This is a genomic window from Leptolyngbya subtilissima AS-A7, from assembly GCF_039962255.1.
In the GTDB taxonomy this organism is placed as follows: Bacteria; Cyanobacteriota; Cyanobacteriia; order Phormidesmidales; family Phormidesmidaceae; genus Nodosilinea.
In genome coordinates this window covers 80,866-98,978 of the sequence record NZ_JAMPKY010000008.1, presented here as the reverse complement: position 1 = coordinate 98,978, position 18,113 = coordinate 80,866, and the positions used below count along the sequence as shown (strand labels likewise).

12 protein-coding genes are annotated in these 18,113 nt (G+C 58.6%); 6 read left to right on the top strand and 6 right to left on the bottom strand.

Annotated elements, in window-relative coordinates:
* Nucleotides 1–228 precede the first annotated feature (228 nt).
* Together treY and treZ are read right to left on the bottom strand one after the other, a co-directional pair.
* Nucleotides 229–3,051, bottom strand: a complete 2,823-nt coding sequence (treY, locus tag NC979_RS17440) for a malto-oligosyltrehalose synthase (protein WP_190519210.1) — start codon at nucleotides 3,049–3,051, stop codon at nucleotides 229–231.
* Nucleotides 3,052–3,168: 117 nt separating this feature from the next.
* Nucleotides 3,169–5,004: a malto-oligosyltrehalose trehalohydrolase gene (gene treZ, locus NC979_RS17435; RefSeq protein WP_190519208.1), complete on the bottom strand. Its 1,836-nt coding sequence runs from the start codon at nucleotides 5,002–5,004 to the stop codon at nucleotides 3,169–3,171.
* A gap of 185 nt (nucleotides 5,005–5,189) precedes the next feature.
* On the opposite strand from treZ, the gene NC979_RS17430 reads away from it, so the two are divergent.
* A complete protein-coding gene (locus tag NC979_RS17430) occupies nucleotides 5,190–6,971 on the top strand; it encodes an RluA family pseudouridine synthase (RefSeq protein ID WP_347403934.1) in 1,782 nt (593 codons plus the stop codon).
* Between the two features lie 86 nt (nucleotides 6,972–7,057).
* Here NC979_RS17430 and NC979_RS17425 read toward each other — a convergent pair whose 3' ends face one another.
* Complete coding sequence (locus tag NC979_RS17425; RefSeq protein WP_190519205.1) at nucleotides 7,058–7,339, bottom strand: hypothetical protein; 282 nt, start codon at nucleotides 7,337–7,339, stop codon at nucleotides 7,058–7,060.
* 261 nt (nucleotides 7,340–7,600) lie between these two features.
* Here NC979_RS17425 and NC979_RS17420 point away from each other — a divergent pair, with 261 nt between their 5' ends.
* From NC979_RS17420 to NC979_RS17400, 5 genes are all read left to right on the top strand, one after another.
* On the top strand, nucleotides 7,601–7,855 hold the full coding sequence (locus NC979_RS17420) for a helix-turn-helix domain-containing protein (RefSeq protein ID WP_190519203.1): 255 nt from the start codon (nucleotides 7,601–7,603) through the stop codon (nucleotides 7,853–7,855).
* 453 nt (nucleotides 7,856–8,308) lie between these two features.
* Entirely contained in the window at nucleotides 8,309–8,623 is a 315-nt protein-coding gene (locus NC979_RS17415; RefSeq protein ID WP_190519201.1) for a CU044_2847 family protein, read from the top strand.
* A gap of 3 nt (nucleotides 8,624–8,626) precedes the next feature.
* Nucleotides 8,627–11,605: a tetratricopeptide repeat protein gene (locus tag NC979_RS17410; RefSeq protein WP_190519199.1), complete on the top strand. Its 2,979-nt coding sequence runs from the start codon at nucleotides 8,627–8,629 to the stop codon at nucleotides 11,603–11,605.
* A gap of 68 nt (nucleotides 11,606–11,673) precedes the next feature.
* Nucleotides 11,674–11,859 (top strand): DUF433 domain-containing protein, encoded by a 186-nt coding sequence (locus NC979_RS17405; protein WP_190519197.1) that lies wholly within the window; start codon nucleotides 11,674–11,676, stop codon nucleotides 11,857–11,859.
* Between the two features lie 143 nt (nucleotides 11,860–12,002).
* Nucleotides 12,003–12,476, top strand: coding sequence for a hypothetical protein (locus NC979_RS17400; protein ID WP_190519195.1), 474 nt, complete (start codon nucleotides 12,003–12,005; stop codon nucleotides 12,474–12,476).
* A 124-nt stretch (nucleotides 12,477–12,600) separates the two neighbouring features.
* Here NC979_RS17400 and NC979_RS17395 read toward each other — a convergent pair whose 3' ends face one another.
* The 3 genes from NC979_RS17395 to NC979_RS17385 form a co-directional block, all read right to left on the bottom strand.
* Nucleotides 12,601–13,188 (bottom strand): GNAT family N-acetyltransferase, encoded by a 588-nt coding sequence (locus tag NC979_RS17395; RefSeq protein ID WP_199308841.1) that lies wholly within the window; start codon nucleotides 13,186–13,188, stop codon nucleotides 12,601–12,603.
* An 86-nt stretch (nucleotides 13,189–13,274) separates the two neighbouring features.
* Nucleotides 13,275–14,756: an MBOAT family O-acyltransferase gene (locus NC979_RS17390; protein WP_190519193.1), complete on the bottom strand. Its 1,482-nt coding sequence runs from the start codon at nucleotides 14,754–14,756 to the stop codon at nucleotides 13,275–13,277.
* Complete coding sequence (locus NC979_RS17385) at nucleotides 14,753–17,929, bottom strand: DUF1574 domain-containing protein (protein WP_190519191.1); 3,177 nt, start codon at nucleotides 17,927–17,929, stop codon at nucleotides 14,753–14,755. The genes NC979_RS17390 and NC979_RS17385 overlap by 4 nt, the downstream gene beginning before the upstream one ends.
* Nucleotides 17,930–18,113: the final 184 nt, after the last annotated feature.

Genomic DNA, 18,113 nt, shown 5'->3' with positions numbered 1-18,113 from the left:
TGCCCAATTTCTACTCTCCAGTTTCGTGGGTAGCTAGAAGCCCTGCTGTAACGAAGGGTCTGGCCCTAGGCAATATCTCCGCGATTGGCAAAGAGGCTTTTGAAGAGGTTGACTAGACTCTTGCGTGAGTTATCAGCCGATCAGCCAAAATTGTAGGCCTTGTGGGACAGCCAAGACGGCTGTCCCACAAGGCCTAAACACTCCTATTTGAACGGGGAGCGGCTCGCTTTAGGATTCGGTGGTAGCTTCTAGGGCTGGCTGGTCGGCTGCTGTGCCAACCAAGATAGCGTACGGAAATGTGGCCAACAGGTCCGACAGGGCGGCATCTTCGGTGGTGGTAGTAACCGATTCGCCTGTGATCCAGTTTTGCCAGTGCTGAGCGCCGCTGGGCAGGGCCAGGGTGGTGTCGCCCCACACCTTGCCGATGGGGTATTCGCCCGGTTCAATGCGGCTGGTGAGAAAACGGGGGGCGATCGCCACCACCCACTGATTGCCCCACTGGCGAGCAAAGGCCAAAATGTGCTCCTCTGCATCACCACGCGCAAACAGCGGCTGGTAGTCGCCCTGCTCAAACAGCTCGGGGTAGGCCTGCCGCACCGCCAGCCCGCAGTGGGTCACCCACAGTTTAATGCGTCCGTCTTGGCGGTACTCCAGCAGGTTTTGGAGCAGGGCAGCGCGATCGTCGCCCCACTGCTGCAACTCTTGCAGCCAGTGGCGCCGCAGGTTGTAGTCAACGGGGCGGCGGTTGTCGGGGTCAACCAGGCTAAAATCCCACAGTTCTTGACCCTGGTAGATGTCGGGTACCCCTGGCAGCATCAGCTTGAGCACCACCTGGGAGAGCGAGTTGTAGATGCCATATTCGGCAATGCGCTGCTGGAACTTGCGAAACTCGGGGAGAAAATTGTTCTTTTCACCGGGGGTCAAAATGGCGCGGGCAAAGGCTACATAGCCGTCTTCGTAGTCGGCGTCGGGGCGCAGCCAGGCGGTGTGCACCTTGGCTTCGCGCACGGCTTTGACCACGTAGTCGGCAACGCGATCGCTAAAGCTAGCCAGCTCGCTATCCTCAAACGGAAACGCTCCCACCAGGGTTTGGTAGAGAAAATATTCGTCGTTGGCGTCGGGTACCACCTGGTCGCGCACCACCGTTTTGTGGCTGCCGTTGAGGCTGCGCCAGAGGTTGACGGCTGTTTCCCATTCGCTGGGGATTTCAGAGAGCACATTGAGCCGGGCGCGCACGTCTTCGCTGCGCTTGGTATCGTGGGTTGAGCTGGCGTTCATGGCATGGGGCCACTGCTGCTGTCGCTGCTGCTGCCGCTGGTGAAACTGCCGCATCGAAAGGCCAAAATGCCCCGGTGTGCCACCCACCTCATTCAGGCTGATAAAGCGGTTGTAGCCGTAGAAGAGGGTGTCTTCTAGGCCTTTGGCCATCAGCGGGCCGGTAAACTGTTGGAGGCGCATGACGAAGTGCAGCCACTGGGCCTTTTCTTCCTCGGGCAGCGAGCCTTCAAAGTTGAGCGATAGGAATCGCTCGATTAAATTTAGCTCGTTGATCAGCTGGGGAATGCGCTTGCGGGCGGCCTCGATCGCCTCCTGCACGTAGGCCAGATCGCGCTCGGAGATCTTCTCCTGGTTGACGTAGGTGCAATAGATCGGGAAGGCAATCAGCACCTCTTCAATGGCGGTGCGCAGGCCGTAGAGGGTGAGGTCGCGCCCGTAGCGATATTGCTGACAGACGCGCTTGAGAAACCGGGCCAGGTTGTTAATGTCGCCGACTAGGTTAGTCTCGGCGATCAGCCGTTTCTTGGCGGCCACTAGCTCGGGGTAGGGGGTGTTTTCGCCGGTCAGCTGTTGGTAGATGTGGGTGAAGGCGTCTTGGTTGTCCTGCTGACAAAAGACGCCGTTGAGCTGAATCAGCGAGTCGTAGCCCGAGGTGCCTTGAATTGGCCATTCGGGAGGTATGGTTTCTTCGTCTTCAAGAATTTTTTCGATGACGATGTAGGTGTCGCCCAGGCGATCGCGCAGCCGCTCTAGATAGCGAGTGGGGTCGTAGAGCCCGTCGATGTGGTCGATTCTGACACCGTTGAATTGGTCATTTTTGACCAGTTTGCAGATCAGGTCGTGGGTTTGATCGAAGACTTCCTGGTTGTCGATCTTGAGGCAGATCAGCTCGTTGACAGTGAAGAAGCGGCGGTAGTTGAGTTCCTCGGCTCCCACTTTCCAAAATGACAGGCGGTAAAACTGTTCTGAGAGGAGTTCGTCGAGGAGATCAAAGCTGCTGGGCTGGTCGGGGGTGCCGTTGAAGATCACTAGGTTTTGGTCGATGAACTCGCGAACGGCGTCGCTTTCTTGGTAGACATCCCACAGCAGCCCTTTGGCAAACTGAGCCTGGTCGCGATATTCACGGCCCTTGAGATCGACGATCGCATTTTTGACCAGGTAGAGAATGCCTGAGATCTTGACGAAGGTGCGATCGCTGGTGTCAAGCTGCTGGGCTAGCCGCCCCGATTGGTAGCTCAAAAACCGCCCGTAGGACTCGATGCGCACCGGAAACCGCAGACCGTAGTAGTTAACGCTCAGCCCAGTCTCGTCGTAACTGAGCTGAATTTCGCCCCGCTCTAGGCAGCGATCGTAAAAATCTCCCAGCATGGGGGCCAAAACTCGTCCCCCCAGCTCCTCGGGCCCTTCCCACTCAATGTCGAAGAAGTTGAAATATTCCGAGTCGGGGCCGTACTCCATGATGTCCATGAGGTACGGGTTTTGGCCGTCGTAGGCCATGTGGTTGGGCACAATATCTTGCAGCCAGCCCAAACTGTGGTGGTGCACCGTATCAATCAGCGGCTGAAACGCTGCTTCGCCCCCGAGCTCGGGGTTGAGCTGGGTGGGGTCAACCACATCGTAGCCGTGGGTGCTGCCCTTTCGCGCTTTGAAAATCGGCGAGGCGTAGATATCTGAAACCCCAAGGTTTTTGAGATACTCCACAATGTCTTGGGCCGCAGCAAACCCAAACTCTGAGTTGAACTGAAGCCGGTAGGTCGCGGTAGGGATACGCATAGCGAACTCAGAAAAGATGAAGGATTAAATAACCTGTGTCAGGCCGAAATTGCCGTGGGGCCCATAGCTTTCTAAACGCTCTAGCATCAACTAGAGCGTTTAGAAAAACAACCGTTCCTACGTTGTTGTATAGAGCACAAACCCAAGGGGTGGCACTTCTAAAGACTGGGCCTCAGTGATTTTTTCAGGAAGGGATGAGCCTGGCCCAGCCCACTCGGCGGCGGCCGAGTCAAAGGTCAGCATCCAGGGCTGCTCGGGCGGCGCTAGCTCAATTACGCTAGCGTTTGGGTTGAAGTTCATTAGGCAGAGCAGTTGTCCATCGGCGATCGCCCGGCGATAGACGATCACCTTGGTGTCTTCGTCGCCACTGATCTCCATATCTTTGGAATAGGACGGCGCATTGAGCTTGAGCTGTCGCCGCAGCTCTAGCAAGCGTTGGTAGTAGTTCAACATTGTTTTGTGCTTGCCTTCGCCGCGCAGATGCCAGTTCAGCTTAGACGCTTCATAGGTAGCAATTTCGTGGGCGGGGGCAGGTTCACCAAAGCCGTGAGCTTCTTTAAATTCGCGTTTGCGCCCCTCATAGACGGCCTCAATTAAATCGGGATCGCTGTGATCAATAAAGTAGTTGAAGGGAGCTTCTTCACCGTATTCTTCGCCCATGAAAATCAGGGGAATGTAGGGTGAAGTCAACAGTACCCCAGCCGTCAGCTTGAGGGCCTCAAAGGGCACAAGTTTAGTGAGGCGATCGCAGCCCTTCGCATTGCCAATTTGGTCGTGGTTTTGGGCACAAACAATAAATTGATCGGAGGGCAAGTCGGTGGCTGAGTTGCCGTGCCGCCGATGCCGAAACGGTGAATAGGTGCCGCTATAGACAAAGCGATCGCGAATTGCCGTTGCCAGGGCCTCGCAGGTGCCAAAGTCTTGGTAGTAGCCGTAGCGTTCGCCGGTAATCATCGTGTGCAACGCATGGTGAAAATCGTCGCTCCACTGGGCGCGCAGGGCAAAGCCCCCCTGCTCGGCGGGGCGAATGATACGGGTGTCGTTGAGGTCGCTTTCGGCGGTGACGTACAGCGGCTTGCCGACCTGCTCAGATAGCTCTGCCACGGCCTCGGCCATCTCGGCTAGCAGGTGCTTGGCGCTGAAGTCGTAGATGGCGTGAATGGCGTCGAGCCGCAGCCCGTCGATGTGAAACTCGCGCAGCCAGTAGAGCGCATTTTGAATGCAGTAGTGCCGCACCCCATCAGACCAGGTGTCGTCAAAGTTAATGGCGTTGCCCCAAGGCGTGTTGTATTTGTCGGTGGTGTAGGGGCCGTAGCTGCCGGTGTAATTGCCCTCTGGCCCCAGGTGGTTGTAGACCACGTCGAGAATCACCGCCAGCCCTTCGCGGTGGCAGGCATCGACCAGGCGCTTGAGCCCGTTGGGGCCGCCGTAGGAATTTTGGGTGGCGAAGGGAAACACGCCGTCGTAGCCCCAGTTGCGCTCGCCAGGAAACTGCGACACCGGCAAAATTTCGACGGCGGTGATGCCGAGGGCTTTGAGGTCGGCTAGCTGGGCGATCGCCGAGTCAAAGGTGCCCTCAGCCGTAAACGTGCCGATGTGCAGTTCGTAGATGACGTAGTCTGACCAGAGAATATTTTGCCAGCCGTCGTCGTTCCATTTGTAAGTATTGAGGTCAACTACTGCCGAGGGGCCATGCACTCCCTCGGGCTGATAAAACGAAGCCGGATCGGGCCGCACATCGGCCTCGTTTATGCAGTATTGATACTGTGTGCCTTCGGCTACGTCATCGACCGAAATTGTCCAATAGCCTTCCTCACTTTTCTGCATTGGAAAAGAGGCTTTTTTAGGCGAGAGAAGCCGCAGCTCGACAGAGTCTAGCTCAGGCCCCCAAAGTGTAAAATGGCACTGTCCATTGTCTTGGAGAATGGCTCCAACTTTGAGGTCTGATCTCATGGGGAATAATATTTAGTGGCTGAAGTAGGGGGCAATGCTTTAAGGGAAGCATCACGCTCCGCTACTTTATCAGCGCCGAATTGATCCCCAATCTCCTCTTAGATAGATCTTGCTCTTCACTTCGACGGAAATCATGGCCTTGAGTAAGAGCTCTATAGTCAGAAGGATTAGAGACTTCTCTGGCTGTGTCTGACCTACCCTTTCATTCCCTCAATGCCTTTTTAGACGGAGTGCGGCTGCCTGCTCTAGAGGCAGTTGATTACTATTACCAAGGCTACTGTCCCCGCACGGGGAAGCATTACCAACTGCCCCGCACGGCAATGGCTCGGGCGAGCGCCCAGGCGCTCATGACCCAGCTTGGCGACCCTCACTCGCTTGAGGGCAAGATGTTTGGGGTGCTGGTGGTGCGATGGTCGAAGACCGGTCCGGGAGGGCCATCGCCATCTCGGGAAATGGGAGTGCTCAAGGCATTTTCGGGGCTGTGGCAGGGGCAAGAACGGTTGCCTGGCTGGGTGCCGCCGATACCGGGGCGATCGCAGGTGGCGCTGCAAGAGGCCCGCACCCTCGATGCGCTGGGGGCAATTAAAGACCGTTTGCTGGGGTTGCAACAGTTGCCAGAGCGAGAGACCTACGCTCGCTTGCAGGAGGAGCAGGCCTGCGATCGCACCCAGTTCAATCAAAGGCACCGCGATCGCAAACATTGCCGCGATCGCCAACGCCAAACCCTAGTCTGCACCCTAGCAGGAGAATCCCTCACGGCAGCCCTAGCAGCTCTGGAGCAGGAGAGTCGGGGCGACAAGGCCGAGCTGCGGCAGTTTAAGCAACGGTGGCGCGATCGCATTGCCCCTCTAGAAGCCACCATTCAATCTGCCGATGCCGAAATCGTCATTCTCAGGCAGCGGCGACGAGATCTCTCCCGCCAGCTCCAGGCCGAGATGCACGCCGCCTATACCCTCACCAACTTTGCGGGCGAATCTCTGGCCATCCAGAATTTAGCGGGGCAGGGCAATCTGCCTACGGGCACGGGCGACTGCTGCGCTCCTAAGCTGTTGCACGCGGCGGCTCAGCTCGGCCTTGAGCCCCTGGCGATGGCCGAGTTTTGGTGGGGGCCACCCCAGGGCGACAAGCAGCCGGGAGAATTTTATGGGGCCTGCGCTGAGCGCTGTCAGCCGATTATGGGATTTCTGCTGTCGGGGTTGTCGGCTCAGGTTTTGGGCTCAAGCGATATCCCCGTAGGGGCGCAGCATGCTGCGCCCCTACAACCCTCACAGATCGAGGGCATTCAACTAGAGTTGGGGATTCCTGTTCTCTATCAAGACTCGTGGATGATTGCGGTGGATAAGCCTGCGGGGCTGCTGTCGGTACCGGGGCGCTACAGCGATCGCCAAGATAGCGTGCTCACCCGCCTGCGATTCCCCTTGGGATACTCGTTCCGAGTCGGTTCCCGAACGATTCGCGAATCGGCCCTGCCTGACGGAGCGTTTTTGCAACCCGTGCATCGGCTTGACCAAGACACCTCTGGGGTGCTGCTGCTGGCGCTGGATGCCGAGACCCACCGCCAGCTCTGCCAGCAGTTTGAGCAGCGCCAGGTGGCCAAAACCTACCAGGCGATCGTGGTGGGGGATGTTGCCGAAGCGTCGGGGATCATTGACCTGCCGCTGTGGGGTGACCCGATGCAGCGACCGCGGCAATCGGTGAACTGGCAGCACGGCAAACCCAGTCAAACCAAGTTTGAGGTGCTGGGCCGTGAGGGAGAGCTAACGCGAATCGCCTTTTACCCGTTGACGGGGCGCACTCACCAGCTGCGGGTGCATGCGGCCCATGGGCTGAATGCACCGATTTGGGGCGATCGCCTCTATGGCCAGAGCGAACCGGGGCAGCGGCTGCACCTGCACGCCCAATCGCTGCAATTTGTTCATCCCCATAGAAAGGATGCAATCTTTCTTGATTCCGCCGTGCCGTTTTAGCCGAAGCAGCTTTTAGAAAACAGTTTTCCTAGTGGTGGGCACTGCCCACCCTACCTTGATGCAGAGCCGCTTGCCTCATCACCGGATCACCCCGTCACCCGATCGCGCTGGCTGTAGCGCAACACATCACCCGCATCGGGGCGAATGAGCAGGCCGTTGGCGGAGATGTCGATAGCATGGCTCCAGCTGACGCGCTCTAGGTAGCCGAGCAGGTGCAGGCGATCGATGGCGTGCTGGGTGTCATCGGGGGAGCCGACTAGGTAGTGCCGCAGGCGGCGGTGTGGCACCACAGCTAAAGGAATTGTAGGCAGCGGGGTCTGTGCTGCCCCACACAGGTAGGGCGGCAAAAAAGATTGAGCTTGCAGCATTTAGAAAGTCCTCAACAGCAGAACAAAGCGTAGGGTGGGCACTGCCCACCACCCAAGGTCAAAACCTTTTAACAGAGCGCATGGGCAGCAAAAACTAGCCCCCGCGATCGCAGATGGCAAAAGAACATGATGGGTAACGGTAGAATGGGGCACGACAGTAGGCATGTCCTTACAGGTAAGGCTGGTGCTGCCATCGACTTACATACGCCATTATGACGTGCCAATCATCAATACGTCAATATGGCGTGTCATCTGTGTTAAATGAAAAAAGATCGGCGTCCCCAGGAAAGTGATTCCCCTATTGAAGAACTCAGGATTCAGCGGACGAATCTGTCCCAAGCTGAGTTTGCTGTTCACTGTGGGATTCCGCTGCGGACTTATCAACGCTGGATTGCCGGGGCAACTGAGGCCAAGTTAACGCCCCAGCAGTGGAAAGCGTTGATGATTGTTTTGAACGTTCAATCGGTCGATGAAATTCCCAACGATTTTGCGGGCAGTGAAGGGGTGCCTTTGTAGCCTAGGCAAAGGGGCTCTTTCGAGATTGGCTGTTTGAGGCAGGTTTAAGTGGTGGGCAGTGCCCACCCGACGGGCTGTTTTAAGGCGTTTCAGTAAAAAGACTCTACCTTCCGAGAAAATTACTCGGCGTTTGGGGTAGATAACTCAGTGCACCGAGAAAATTACCCGGCATTCCAAGAAAATTATTCGGAAGATGAAGCAGATCGCTCGGCGTGCCAAGAAAATAACTCGGTGCTTTGAGAAAATTGCTCGGCATCTGGAGAAAACTACTCGACGTTCCGAGAAAATTACTCGAAACCTGGGGCAAACCGCTCGGAATCTTGCTTTCTGAGGCTGAAGACTGAAGTTAGGATTGTGGTGCTCGCCCTTCGCCAGTTTTATGCCCTCTGCGGGTTGGCTGAAGGAGCAGATACCCTTGACTATTTCCCCTACTAAAAACTGAGTTGCCGCGCTATGACCCCCGATCGCACAGACACTATTCAGGCCAGGCTAGAAGACGGCACGATTGTAAAAGTGGAGGTAGCCGCAACCGGCGGGCGGCAAGATGTAGCTGGGGGGCAAATTCCTAACTTGAAAGATGTGGGTAAGGCGATCGAAGGCATTGTAGAGGCGGTGGCTGCCCCCATTCAAAAAGCAATGCCCTCAAAGGCAACGGTGAAATTTGGCGTAGATATAGCGGTAGAGCCGGGCCAGCTAACGGCGTTGTTGGTTAAAGGCGGCGGCAACGCAACGCTCGAAATCACCCTTGAATGGGAGCCAAAGGCATAGCCCGTGGTCGACACCCTTTACGACCTACTGCACGACTGCACTGTTAAGCTCACCCTGGCCAATGGTGAATGTGGCACGGGCTTTTTTGTGGCACCGGGCCGGGTGCTGACCTGTGAGCATGTGGTGCGTCGGGCGGGGGGTGCCCCGATAGCCATGCGCTGGCGGCAAATACAGGACTTTGCTGAGGCGCAGGTAGAGCAGGTGTGGGCAGAGATTGACTTGGCATTGCTCACCTTTATTGAGCCACCCCAAAACAATTTGCCCTGTGTCTATTTAGATGATGAAGATGTACGGGTGGGGGATCAGCTCTATTTGTTTGGCTACCCCGCTAGAGAGTTTGAGAATGGTCGCCCTGTAACGCCAGAGTGCGAAGGCTTTACGGGCGATGAGCCGCCGTTCATTATGCTTGAGCAGGGGCAGGTGCAGCCGGGGATGAGCGGCGCAGCCCTGCTCAACCGCAGAACCGGAAAGGTCTGCGGCATGGCCAAGTTTACGCTAGATGAGTACAGCAGCCTTGGCGGTGGTGGCGTCAAGACGGCGGTAATAATGCAGCGGTTGCCCGTATTAGCCGATTGGCAGCAAGCGTTTCACCAGCAAGATGGACGGTGGCAACGTTTCTTAGACCATCTCGATACGCTGCCCTCACCACTAAAGGTTTGCCCCAATAACCTACCCCACAGCGGTGCGGTAGAGTTTGTGGGTCGTGAAACGGACCTCACCAACCTTCATATCCAGCTCCATCAGTCGGATCGCATTGCCATTACCGCTGTTCGTGGCATGGGGGGCATTGGTAAAACCGAGCTAGCCCTGCGATACGCCCTGCAACAGCGCGATCGAGGCATCTACCCTGGTGGCATTTGCTGGCTACAAGCCAAAGAGCAAGACGTTGGCACCGAAATCGTGAACTATGCAATCGACCAACTGGGGCTAAACATGCCTACGGATATCGATTTGCCTCGACAAGCGCAGTTTTGCTGGCGCAACTGGCCCGGCGATGGCGATGTGCTGGTAGTAATTGATGACGTCAGTGGCCCCGACGACAATGCTGCTTACATCGCCATTAAACCCTACCTGCCGCCGCAGAAATCTCGCTTTCGGGTGCTGCTAACTACCCGCTTACAACTGGGCGCATCCATCCAAATGGTGCTGCTCGATGTGCTGAGTGAGGCGGCATCGCTAGATCTGCTGAGGTCGTTGGTGAGGGATGAACGCGTAGACCAAGAACCCGATATCGCCAAAGCCCTGTGCGAGTGGCTGGGCTACCTGCCACTGGGCTTGGAACTGGTGGGCCGTTTTTTGGCCCGCAAGCCGGGGTGGACTCTAGCCAAAATGCAGCAGCAACTCCATGCCAAGCGCCTAGATGCCAAAGCCCTAACTCAGGCCCAGGCAGACATGACTGCCGCCCACGAAAGCCTAGCTGCTGCCTTTGAGCTGAGCTGGCAAGACCTGGAGCTAGAAGCCCAAGAACTCGCCTATCGCCTTTGTCTATTTGCCCTGGCCCCTATACCTTGGGAGTGGATAGAGAACTGGTACGAGGGTACCGACCCCTATGAGATAGAAGACTGGCGAGATGAGGGGTTGATCAACCGCAGTTTGATCACGGTGGCTAGCGCCAGTGGTGCCCCGGTAGAGCTGCAACTGCACCAGCTGATTCGAGAATTTTTTCGCAGCAAGCTGGAGCTGTGGTCTGGGGCTGAGGCGTTAAAGCAGGGCTATTGTCAGGCGACGGTGCAAGTGGCTCGGCAGATACCCGATATCCCCACCCGTGACCAAATCTTGGCAGTGACAGCGGCGATCCCCCACCTGGCAGAAGCGGCTACTACTTGGCAGCATTGGCTAGACGATGAGTCGTTAGGATGGCCATTTATTGGACTAGGGCGGTTTTATCAAGGACAGGGAGCTTACGGGCAGGCAGAACCCTGGTTACAAGATTGTTTGATGGTAACGCGCGATCGTCTTGGCGATGACCATCTCGCTGTCGCCGCCAGTATGAACAATCTTGCGGCTCTATATCAATCTCAAGGGCGCTACAGCGAGGCTGAACCCTTCTTCCGCGACGCGCTGATGCTGCACCAACGACTCTTGGACGACGACCATCCCACTGTCGCCACCAGCATGAACAATCTCGCGTATTTGTGTGAATCTCAAGGGCGCTACAGTGAGGCCGAACTTTTCTTCCGCGATGCGCTGATGCTGCGCCAACGGTTTTTGGATGACGACCATCCCGATGTTGCCACCAGCATGAACAATCTCGCGGGTCTATATGAGTTGCAAGGGCGCTACAGCGAGGCCGAACCCCTCCTCCGCGATGCGCTGACGCTACGCCAACAGCGCTTAGGTGACAACCATCCCGATGTTGCCTCCAGCATGAACAATCTTGCAGAACTATATCGGTCGCAGGGGCGCTACAGCGAAGCCGAACCCCTCTTCCGAAAGGCACTGACACTGCTCCAATGGCGCCTGGGCGACGACCATCCCAATGTCGCTTCCAGCATGAACAATCTCGCGAATCTATATCGGTTGCAAGAGCGCTACAGAGAGGCCGAATCCCTTTTCCATAAGGCGCTTATGCTGTGTCAACGGCGCTTGGGCGACGACCATCCCGATGTCGCCATTAGCATGAACAATCTTGCAGAACTATATCGGTCGCAAGGACGCTATGGTGAGGCGGAACCCCTAGCTACTAAGTCGTTGCAGATCAGCATAAGTGTTCTTGGACAGGAGCATCCTACTGTGGGCATCTGCTTGTGCAATCTGGCGCGGTTGAGAGTAGCTCAAGATAACTTCGCTGATGTAGAGGCTATGCTTCTGCAGGCGCTTAGGATCTTTGCCCACACTTCAGGCGCTGAGCATCCCTACACCATTGAAGCCATCAACCGCCTAGGTGACTTCGTTGGCATTGTTATTGTCGCTGGGCAAATTCATATCCTCTCTGACCACCCCATTACTCAGGATTTGTTGCGCCAGGTTCAAAGGCAATAACAGGCCGCCCCGCATCCCCACTTACAATAGACAAAAGGTAATCCGAATGGATACGACCACTAAGCCACATGTTGGAAGACAGCCCAGATAAGGTGAGCGATGCCTGGGTCTTGCTCGACACTCGCGTTTCCGTAGCTGCCCTCTTTGAAAATCTCAAGGATGGTGCCTCACTCGATCAGTTTTTGGAGTGGTTTCTTGGTGTCACCTACGCTCAGGTAGAGGCACTTATCTACCGCAAAGTAAGAGGGTTATAAGCTTTTGATCGTGACCAACGGCAACTTGCGCTACCAGAAAAACTTAAATTCACTCCGAGTGCAGAAGAAATTCTAATCTCTATAAAGATTTTGTATTTGCGGCTGGGAATCTTGGGAAAACCATCTTGAGAGGCACCTACCTTATGACCAGCAACTACATTAGCGCCACCCTCTCCCCGCAAGCCCGCGACGAGATCATGGGCGCGATTTCAGCCATCCGCGCCAAGCTCCCCTTCATCATCGACGTCGCCCCCAAAGTCAAACGCTCCATGCCCAAAATGGGCGACAAAAGCCGCGCCTTCGTGCAAAAAGCCCTCGATGTCGCCGTTCAGCACCCCGACTTCTTGCCCCGCTCCTTCGACATCGCCGAACTCCAGCGCGACGTAGATCTGTTTGAGACTATCTACCCGCTAGCCATGGCGATCGCCCAGCTCCAGGCCGACCTCGACGATACCCTCGCCGCCGTCGGCAGCGACGCCTTTACCGCCGCCCTTCAGGTCTACCGCCACGCCAAAGCCCACGGCGACGGCAGCGGCCTTGACACCCTGGTTGAAGAATTGGGCCAGCGATTCGATCGCCAGCCCCGCAAAAAAGCCCCCGCCGAAGCCGCAATGTAGTGGCAAATCCACCTGAATTCATCAACCGCCACCCCGTAGGGGCAAACGCCGTTTGCCCCACCCAGTCTAGGGCCACCCAACCAGATACCCTGCAGGGCGAATGCCATTCGCCCCTACGTTCGCGTCAACTATCCCTGCCTTTCTCCCAATCCTCTCGTAGCAGACCGTAGAGAGCCACATCGCGATACACCCCCCACTTCGGCGTTTGCCGCCGCCGATAGCCCTCCTGCGCCATCCCCAGCTTTTCCAGCACCCGGCCCGAGGCCAGGTTGTCGCCAAAACGTATAGCATTAATGCGGTTCAGCCCCAGGGCGCTAAACCCAAAATCCACAACAGCAGCCCCAGCTTCCGTTGCATAGCCCTGACCCCAGTAAGGCTTTCCTATCCAATAGCCCAGCTCTGCCATGTTGTAAGCCGGGTATAAGCCCAACCCCACCGAACCGCAGAGATCGCCGTCAGGCAGCACAACAGCGTAGTTGATCGCTTTCTTCTCTGCCCAAGCCGCTGGCCGCTGGTTAATCCACTCCTCCGCCTCGGCCTCGCTGTAGGGGTGAGGAATCGAGAGCGTGTATTCAGCAACGGCGCGATCGCCCGCCAGCGCCACCACCGCCGCCACATCCGCCAGCGCAAACGGCCGCAGCACCAACCGCGACGTATACAAAATTGGCTGATCAGCCGGTAAATCCATCAGCTCTGGGTAGGACAGTTCCAACTCCTCTCAACCTTGGCGAGTGGCATCAACTTCACCCTCCCACCATCCAACTCTCCCACCCTCCAACCTCTCCACTCCCCACCAGCCTAGAAGTCGAAATAAATATACGGCAACGTCTCCGCCGGGGCCAGCAGCCAGGCCAGCACGCTAAACAACGGCACCAGTAGCAGCTTTACCGGCCAGCTCAGCTCTAGCTTGAGCCCCCGCTTGACCACGTAGGCCCCCGCCATCAGCACCACCACGCTACAGAGCAGCAGCAGCAGTTGCGTAAAGGTAAAGCCCAGCGATTCTAAATAGACCAGCTGACTAAACTGCGCGTCTGACGGAGTGCCCCAGAGCCGCTGTAGTGCCAAAGTGTAGCGATCGGGCTCGGGCAGCCGAAAGAACAGCCAGCTAAAGAACACTAGCCCCTGGGTGAGCAGCCAGCCCAGCCCCGTCCCCGGCAGCGTGCCCCAAAACGCCTTGAGTTTGGGTACCGCTTTGCCCCAGGCTAGGCTCAGCCGGTGGATCACCAGACCCGCCCCATGCAGGCCGCCCCAGATTAAAAAGCCCCAGTTGTTGCCGTGCCAGACCCCCGCAATTAGCATCACCGCCATCAGGTTGATGCAGGTGCGCACCAGCCCCCGCCGCGACCCGCCCAGGGGAAAGTAGAGGTAATTGCGCAGCCAGTCGCCCAGGGTGATGTGCCAGCGCCGCCAAAAGTCGGCCAGGCTGGTGGTGAAGTAGGGGGCGTCGAAGTTTTGGGGCAGGTTGATGCCCATCAGCAGGGCGCTACCGCGGGCAATGTTGACGTAGGCGCTGAAGTCAAGGTAGAGCTGAAGACCGTAGGCAAACGTGGCCAGCCAGATGTCGGCGCTACCCGCCCGCTCCAGGTTGTCAAAGCTGAGGTTGACCAAAATGGCGATGTGGTCGGCAATCAGCAGCTTTTTCATCGCCCCATAGGCGATCAGCCACAGCCCCTCGACGGCGGTGTTGAGGCCCGGCGGCTTCTGCTGCTCGACCTGGTCGATAAAGGGGTGAAACCGGGTGATGGGGCCAGAGATCAGCTTCGGGAAGTAGAGCTTGTAGGCGGCAAAGTCAGAGAAGTTGAGCGCCGCTGGCGAGCCCCGATACACGTCCACCAGGTAGGCAATGCACTCAAAGACAAAGAAGCTCAACCCCAGGGGCATGATGATGCGGGTAAGGGTGTCGTCGGGGGCAGTGCCCAGCTCAATGCCCAGCCAGCGAAACAGCCCTTCGGCATACTTAAACCCCAGCAGCAGCGCCACGTTGATGCCCACTCCCAGCCACAGCAGCTGAGTGCGGCGCTGGTTCCAGCCCCGTTCAGCCAGTTGCCATCGGGGGTTGGGAATGCGCCAGTCGAGGGGAGCGGCGATCGCATTGCCCACCAAAAACGTCACGATTAGCACCGCCACCATCAGCAGCAGATACTGCACCTGAATCGAGGCGTAGAAGATTAGGCTGGCCACCACCAGCAGCCACAACCGCGCCTGCAATGACTCCAGCGTCCAAAACACGCCGACGACGCTGAGCAAAAACAGGGCGTAGACCAGGGAGGGCAGGGTCATGGCAGGGCGGGGGGAGCAGGGGGAGCGGCGGGTCGGGGCCAGGCAATTAGCGGGTCTTGGCCCAGCTGGCTAGAGACCTGATAGGCGCCGTAGCGGTTCAGGTGGCTGGGGTCTGAGAAGTAGTCGTAGCGATCGGGCCAGAGCTGGGCAAAGTCGCGAAAGAGAAACCCGGTCTCGGTGGTGGAGAGCTTGAGCATGTGCTGCAAGAACTCGGCCTCGGCATCTCGCCGGTAGTCGTCAAGGTATTCATCGGTGAGCGGGGTGTTGATGAACACGATGGGAATATCCTGCTCCTGGGTAAAGCTGAGCAGATTGGCAAAGGCATCGACCTGCTGGCCCTCGAGGCGAAAGCTGTCGTAGTCGCCGTCGTAGCGACCCGAAACTCGAGCGAAGTCTTGGTAGTAGGTGGCGGGGTTAAACCGCACCGAGAGGGCCAAAAAGCCGTCGAAGTCGATGGTGCTGCCCTCGGGCATGGCGGCATCAAGGCCCTCTTCGCTGGAGCCAGGGGGGGTGGGGGTGGCGACCATCAGCCGCTGCTGAAACCAGCCCTTGAGCCGCTCGCGATCGGCATACACCGCCGAGACCGTAGCCAGCCGACCGCTGAGCCACTCATCCATAGCGGCGTAGCTCTTGGGCAACGACCCAGCTGAAGTTTCGGGGCTACCCGGGGCCGTGGGGTCACCGGGGGTGGCGACGGCCTCCAGCTCCTCGGCTCGCCGGTTGGCCACCTCGCGGTAGCCGGGGGAGGCTGCAATGGCATTGTAGGTGGCATCGACTCGGCCACTGTTAAAGGCCCGCGCCCCGTCGGCCCAGATAATCAGCTGGGGCAGCTGGTCAGGCTCTAGCACCTGGCGAATCACCAGGTCAACCACCTGGGCGGTGGCCCCGTTAATGCCGAAGTTGAAGATGCTGACATTGTCATAGCCGATGGTGGCTAGCTCCTGGCGCAGGGCTACGGGGTCAACCCCCCGCAGGGCGCGGGAGCTACCCACGATCATCACGTCGGGAGGGCCAGACTGCTCTAGGCGCTGGTAGTAAAGCGCTAGCTTTTCGTTCATCTGGTCGCTGTTAAAACTGGAGAACGACGCCTGCTCGACCAGGTCATTGATGGCGACGATGGGCTGGCTGGGGCTGGTGTCGAGCGCCCCAGCGGTGTCGCCGTTGGAATCGCTGGTAAAGCCCCCTTCGCCCCAGCCGTTGTCGCTGTTTTGAGAACCGGGCCAGTCAAGCTCGGCCAGATCTTCCGCCAAGGGGTCACCCGCCGGAGGAGCCTCGGTTAAAGCGGGGGCGATGTCTTCGGCCTTGGCCTGCTGGCTCGGCGGGGTGATAATCTGCCCCAGCAGCCAGTCCACCTGAAGGGCGACGAGGACCCCTACTGCCGCCCACACGACGGCAATTTTGAACCCGTCGGAGCGGCCCAGGTTGTCTAGGCTCTCAACACCGTCGCCCAAGTCGGGGGTGGCGCTGGTCAGCAGCTGCGATCGCAGCAGCAGGTGGCGGCCTTGGGCCAACACGTCTTGCACCCACTGGCTGAGGGCAACGTCTTCCTCTAGCTCGGCTTCGACTTCGGCGGCGGTGACGGGGCCGTCGGGCCGCACCAGCAGCTCGTTGACGTAGGAGTCAGAGGCGGTGAACTCTGGGGTGGCCTCGGGCACCAAGCGGCGGCGGGCCAAAAAGTCTTGGCCAAAGGTCCAGGCGGGCTGCGACTGCCCCGATCGCCGCCCATAAATCCGCACTCCCTCGATGCCCATGGGGCTGAGGGAGTGCAAGTAGTCGTTGATGGGTGGGGCCACCAAACGGCGGCGAGGGGCCACCGGGCCGTCGACCATGACGTGCAGCAGCCCATCGCGGCGCAGCAGCTGCACCCGCTGGCCGCCCGTGGCCAGGCGGTCGTCGAGGCTGGGATTGAGCAGCCGGGTGAGCAGGAAGGCGATCGCGGGCAGGTCGCCGGTCTGGCCCAAGTACTCGGGGGTGTCAGCCAGGGCGCTGTGCTCGGCGGCGGGCAGGTCGAGGTACTGCACCCAGGCGGGGGTAGCGTTGGCCCCGGCTTGGCCGTAGATCACGGCCCGGGGAATGCCTTGGGGAGCGAGGTCGTTGAGGGGCGTTGTTAGGGCTTCGAGCACGGCCTCCTGGGCCGCTAGCCCCTCGGCCTGCTGGGTATCGTGGTCACCGCTTTGGGGTGAGCAGATCAGGTGCAGGGTGCCGTTGGTCAGCTCGGCGGTGACGCCCAGATGCCAGCTGGCCACCGCCGCTGAAAGCAGACGCGCGATCGCATCAGTGTCGCCCCAGCGGCCCCACTCCCGCAGCATTTCCTCGGGCGGGGTGAGGTCGATGCGCAGGCTCCAGTCGGGCTTGGTTTCGCCCCGCACCTGGAGCAGCAGCACCGCATCCTTAAACTGGGTGAGCTGAAGCTGCCGCAGCCGTTCCGCCGTGGGGTGGGCAATCAGCGAGGGGTCGGGACTATAAGTAGCTTCGCAGAGAATCCACAGCCGAGAGATAGTCGTGTCGGTGCCCGCTGGGTCGTCTGCCGTGGTTTCGCCATCGTCGCCAGCGATGCGCGACGCCAGTCCGACGGGAATCGCCATCCGGTGCAGGTGGGCGGTGCCGGGTATGGCCTTAATGCTGACCCACACCCCAACGTCGAGGCTGCTGAGGGTCTCGCTCAGATACCAGGCGATCGCCTCGGGGTCGCCCTTGCGGGCCAGGCTCAGGTTCGACAGTACGATCGCCCCACTGCCGCCCTCAACCCCTCGGGCCGACTGACCCTGGTTATATTTCTCCAGCAGCGAGTGGGTGGCCTTGATATCGGCCTCGTCCTGGTTTTCGAGCACCAGCTGGGCTAGGTGGCGCTCTAACCGGTTGAGATAGATGGGGGCCGTCCATTCAGGGGTGGGGTTGCCCTCTAGCCGACTGTAGACGTAAAGCTGATACACCTGGGGGTAGTGCTGGCGCACCAGGTCGTCGCCGCCCTCAATCAGCGATCGCACCAGCTTGAGCAGCACCGCCGACTGATCTAGCGCCGCCGGGGTCTCGCAGAGTACGTGGAGAATGTTGCCCCGCAGCTTGATGTGCAGCTCCGCCGTGGGCAACCCCATGGCCTGCTTCAGCCAGCCCAACACGGTGGCTGTTGGTGAGTTGGGGCTAAGGGTGGGGTTGGATAAAGACACAGGCATAGGGGGTCAGGGTAACGGCTAGGCTAGGGCCACACTCCCGAATTGTGAGACAGCGCCTGGCCGTGGCGCAGTCGGTTTAATTTATACCAACTCCAGCGCCAATCAGCCGATTTCTTTTAGGGCAATTTCAAAACTGGGTCAGCCCAGGGGTGCTCAGCCATTGACCCCATCCTACTTGCCCCAT

Coding starts and splice junctions, on each gene's coding strand:
- NC979_RS17405 (WP_190519197.1), top strand. CDS start 11,674: ATGTTGGAAGACAGCCCAGATAAGGTGAGCGATGCCTGGGTCTTGCTC.
- NC979_RS17425 (WP_190519205.1), bottom strand. CDS start 7,339: ATGCTGCAAGCTCAATCTTTTTTGCCGCCCTACCTGTGTGGGGCAGCA.
- NC979_RS17390 (WP_190519193.1), bottom strand. CDS start 14,756: ATGACCCTGCCCTCCCTGGTCTACGCCCTGTTTTTGCTCAGCGTCGTC.
- NC979_RS17385 (WP_190519191.1), bottom strand. CDS start 17,929: ATGCCTGTGTCTTTATCCAACCCCACCCTTAGCCCCAACTCACCAACA.
- treZ (WP_190519208.1), bottom strand. CDS start 5,004: ATGAGATCAGACCTCAAAGTTGGAGCCATTCTCCAAGACAATGGACAG.
- NC979_RS17420 (WP_190519203.1), top strand. CDS start 7,601: ATGAAAAAAGATCGGCGTCCCCAGGAAAGTGATTCCCCTATTGAAGAA.
- NC979_RS17400 (WP_190519195.1), top strand. CDS start 12,003: ATGACCAGCAACTACATTAGCGCCACCCTCTCCCCGCAAGCCCGCGAC.
- treY (WP_190519210.1), bottom strand. CDS start 3,051: ATGCGTATCCCTACCGCGACCTACCGGCTTCAGTTCAACTCAGAGTTT.
- NC979_RS17415 (WP_190519201.1), top strand. CDS start 8,309: ATGACCCCCGATCGCACAGACACTATTCAGGCCAGGCTAGAAGACGGC.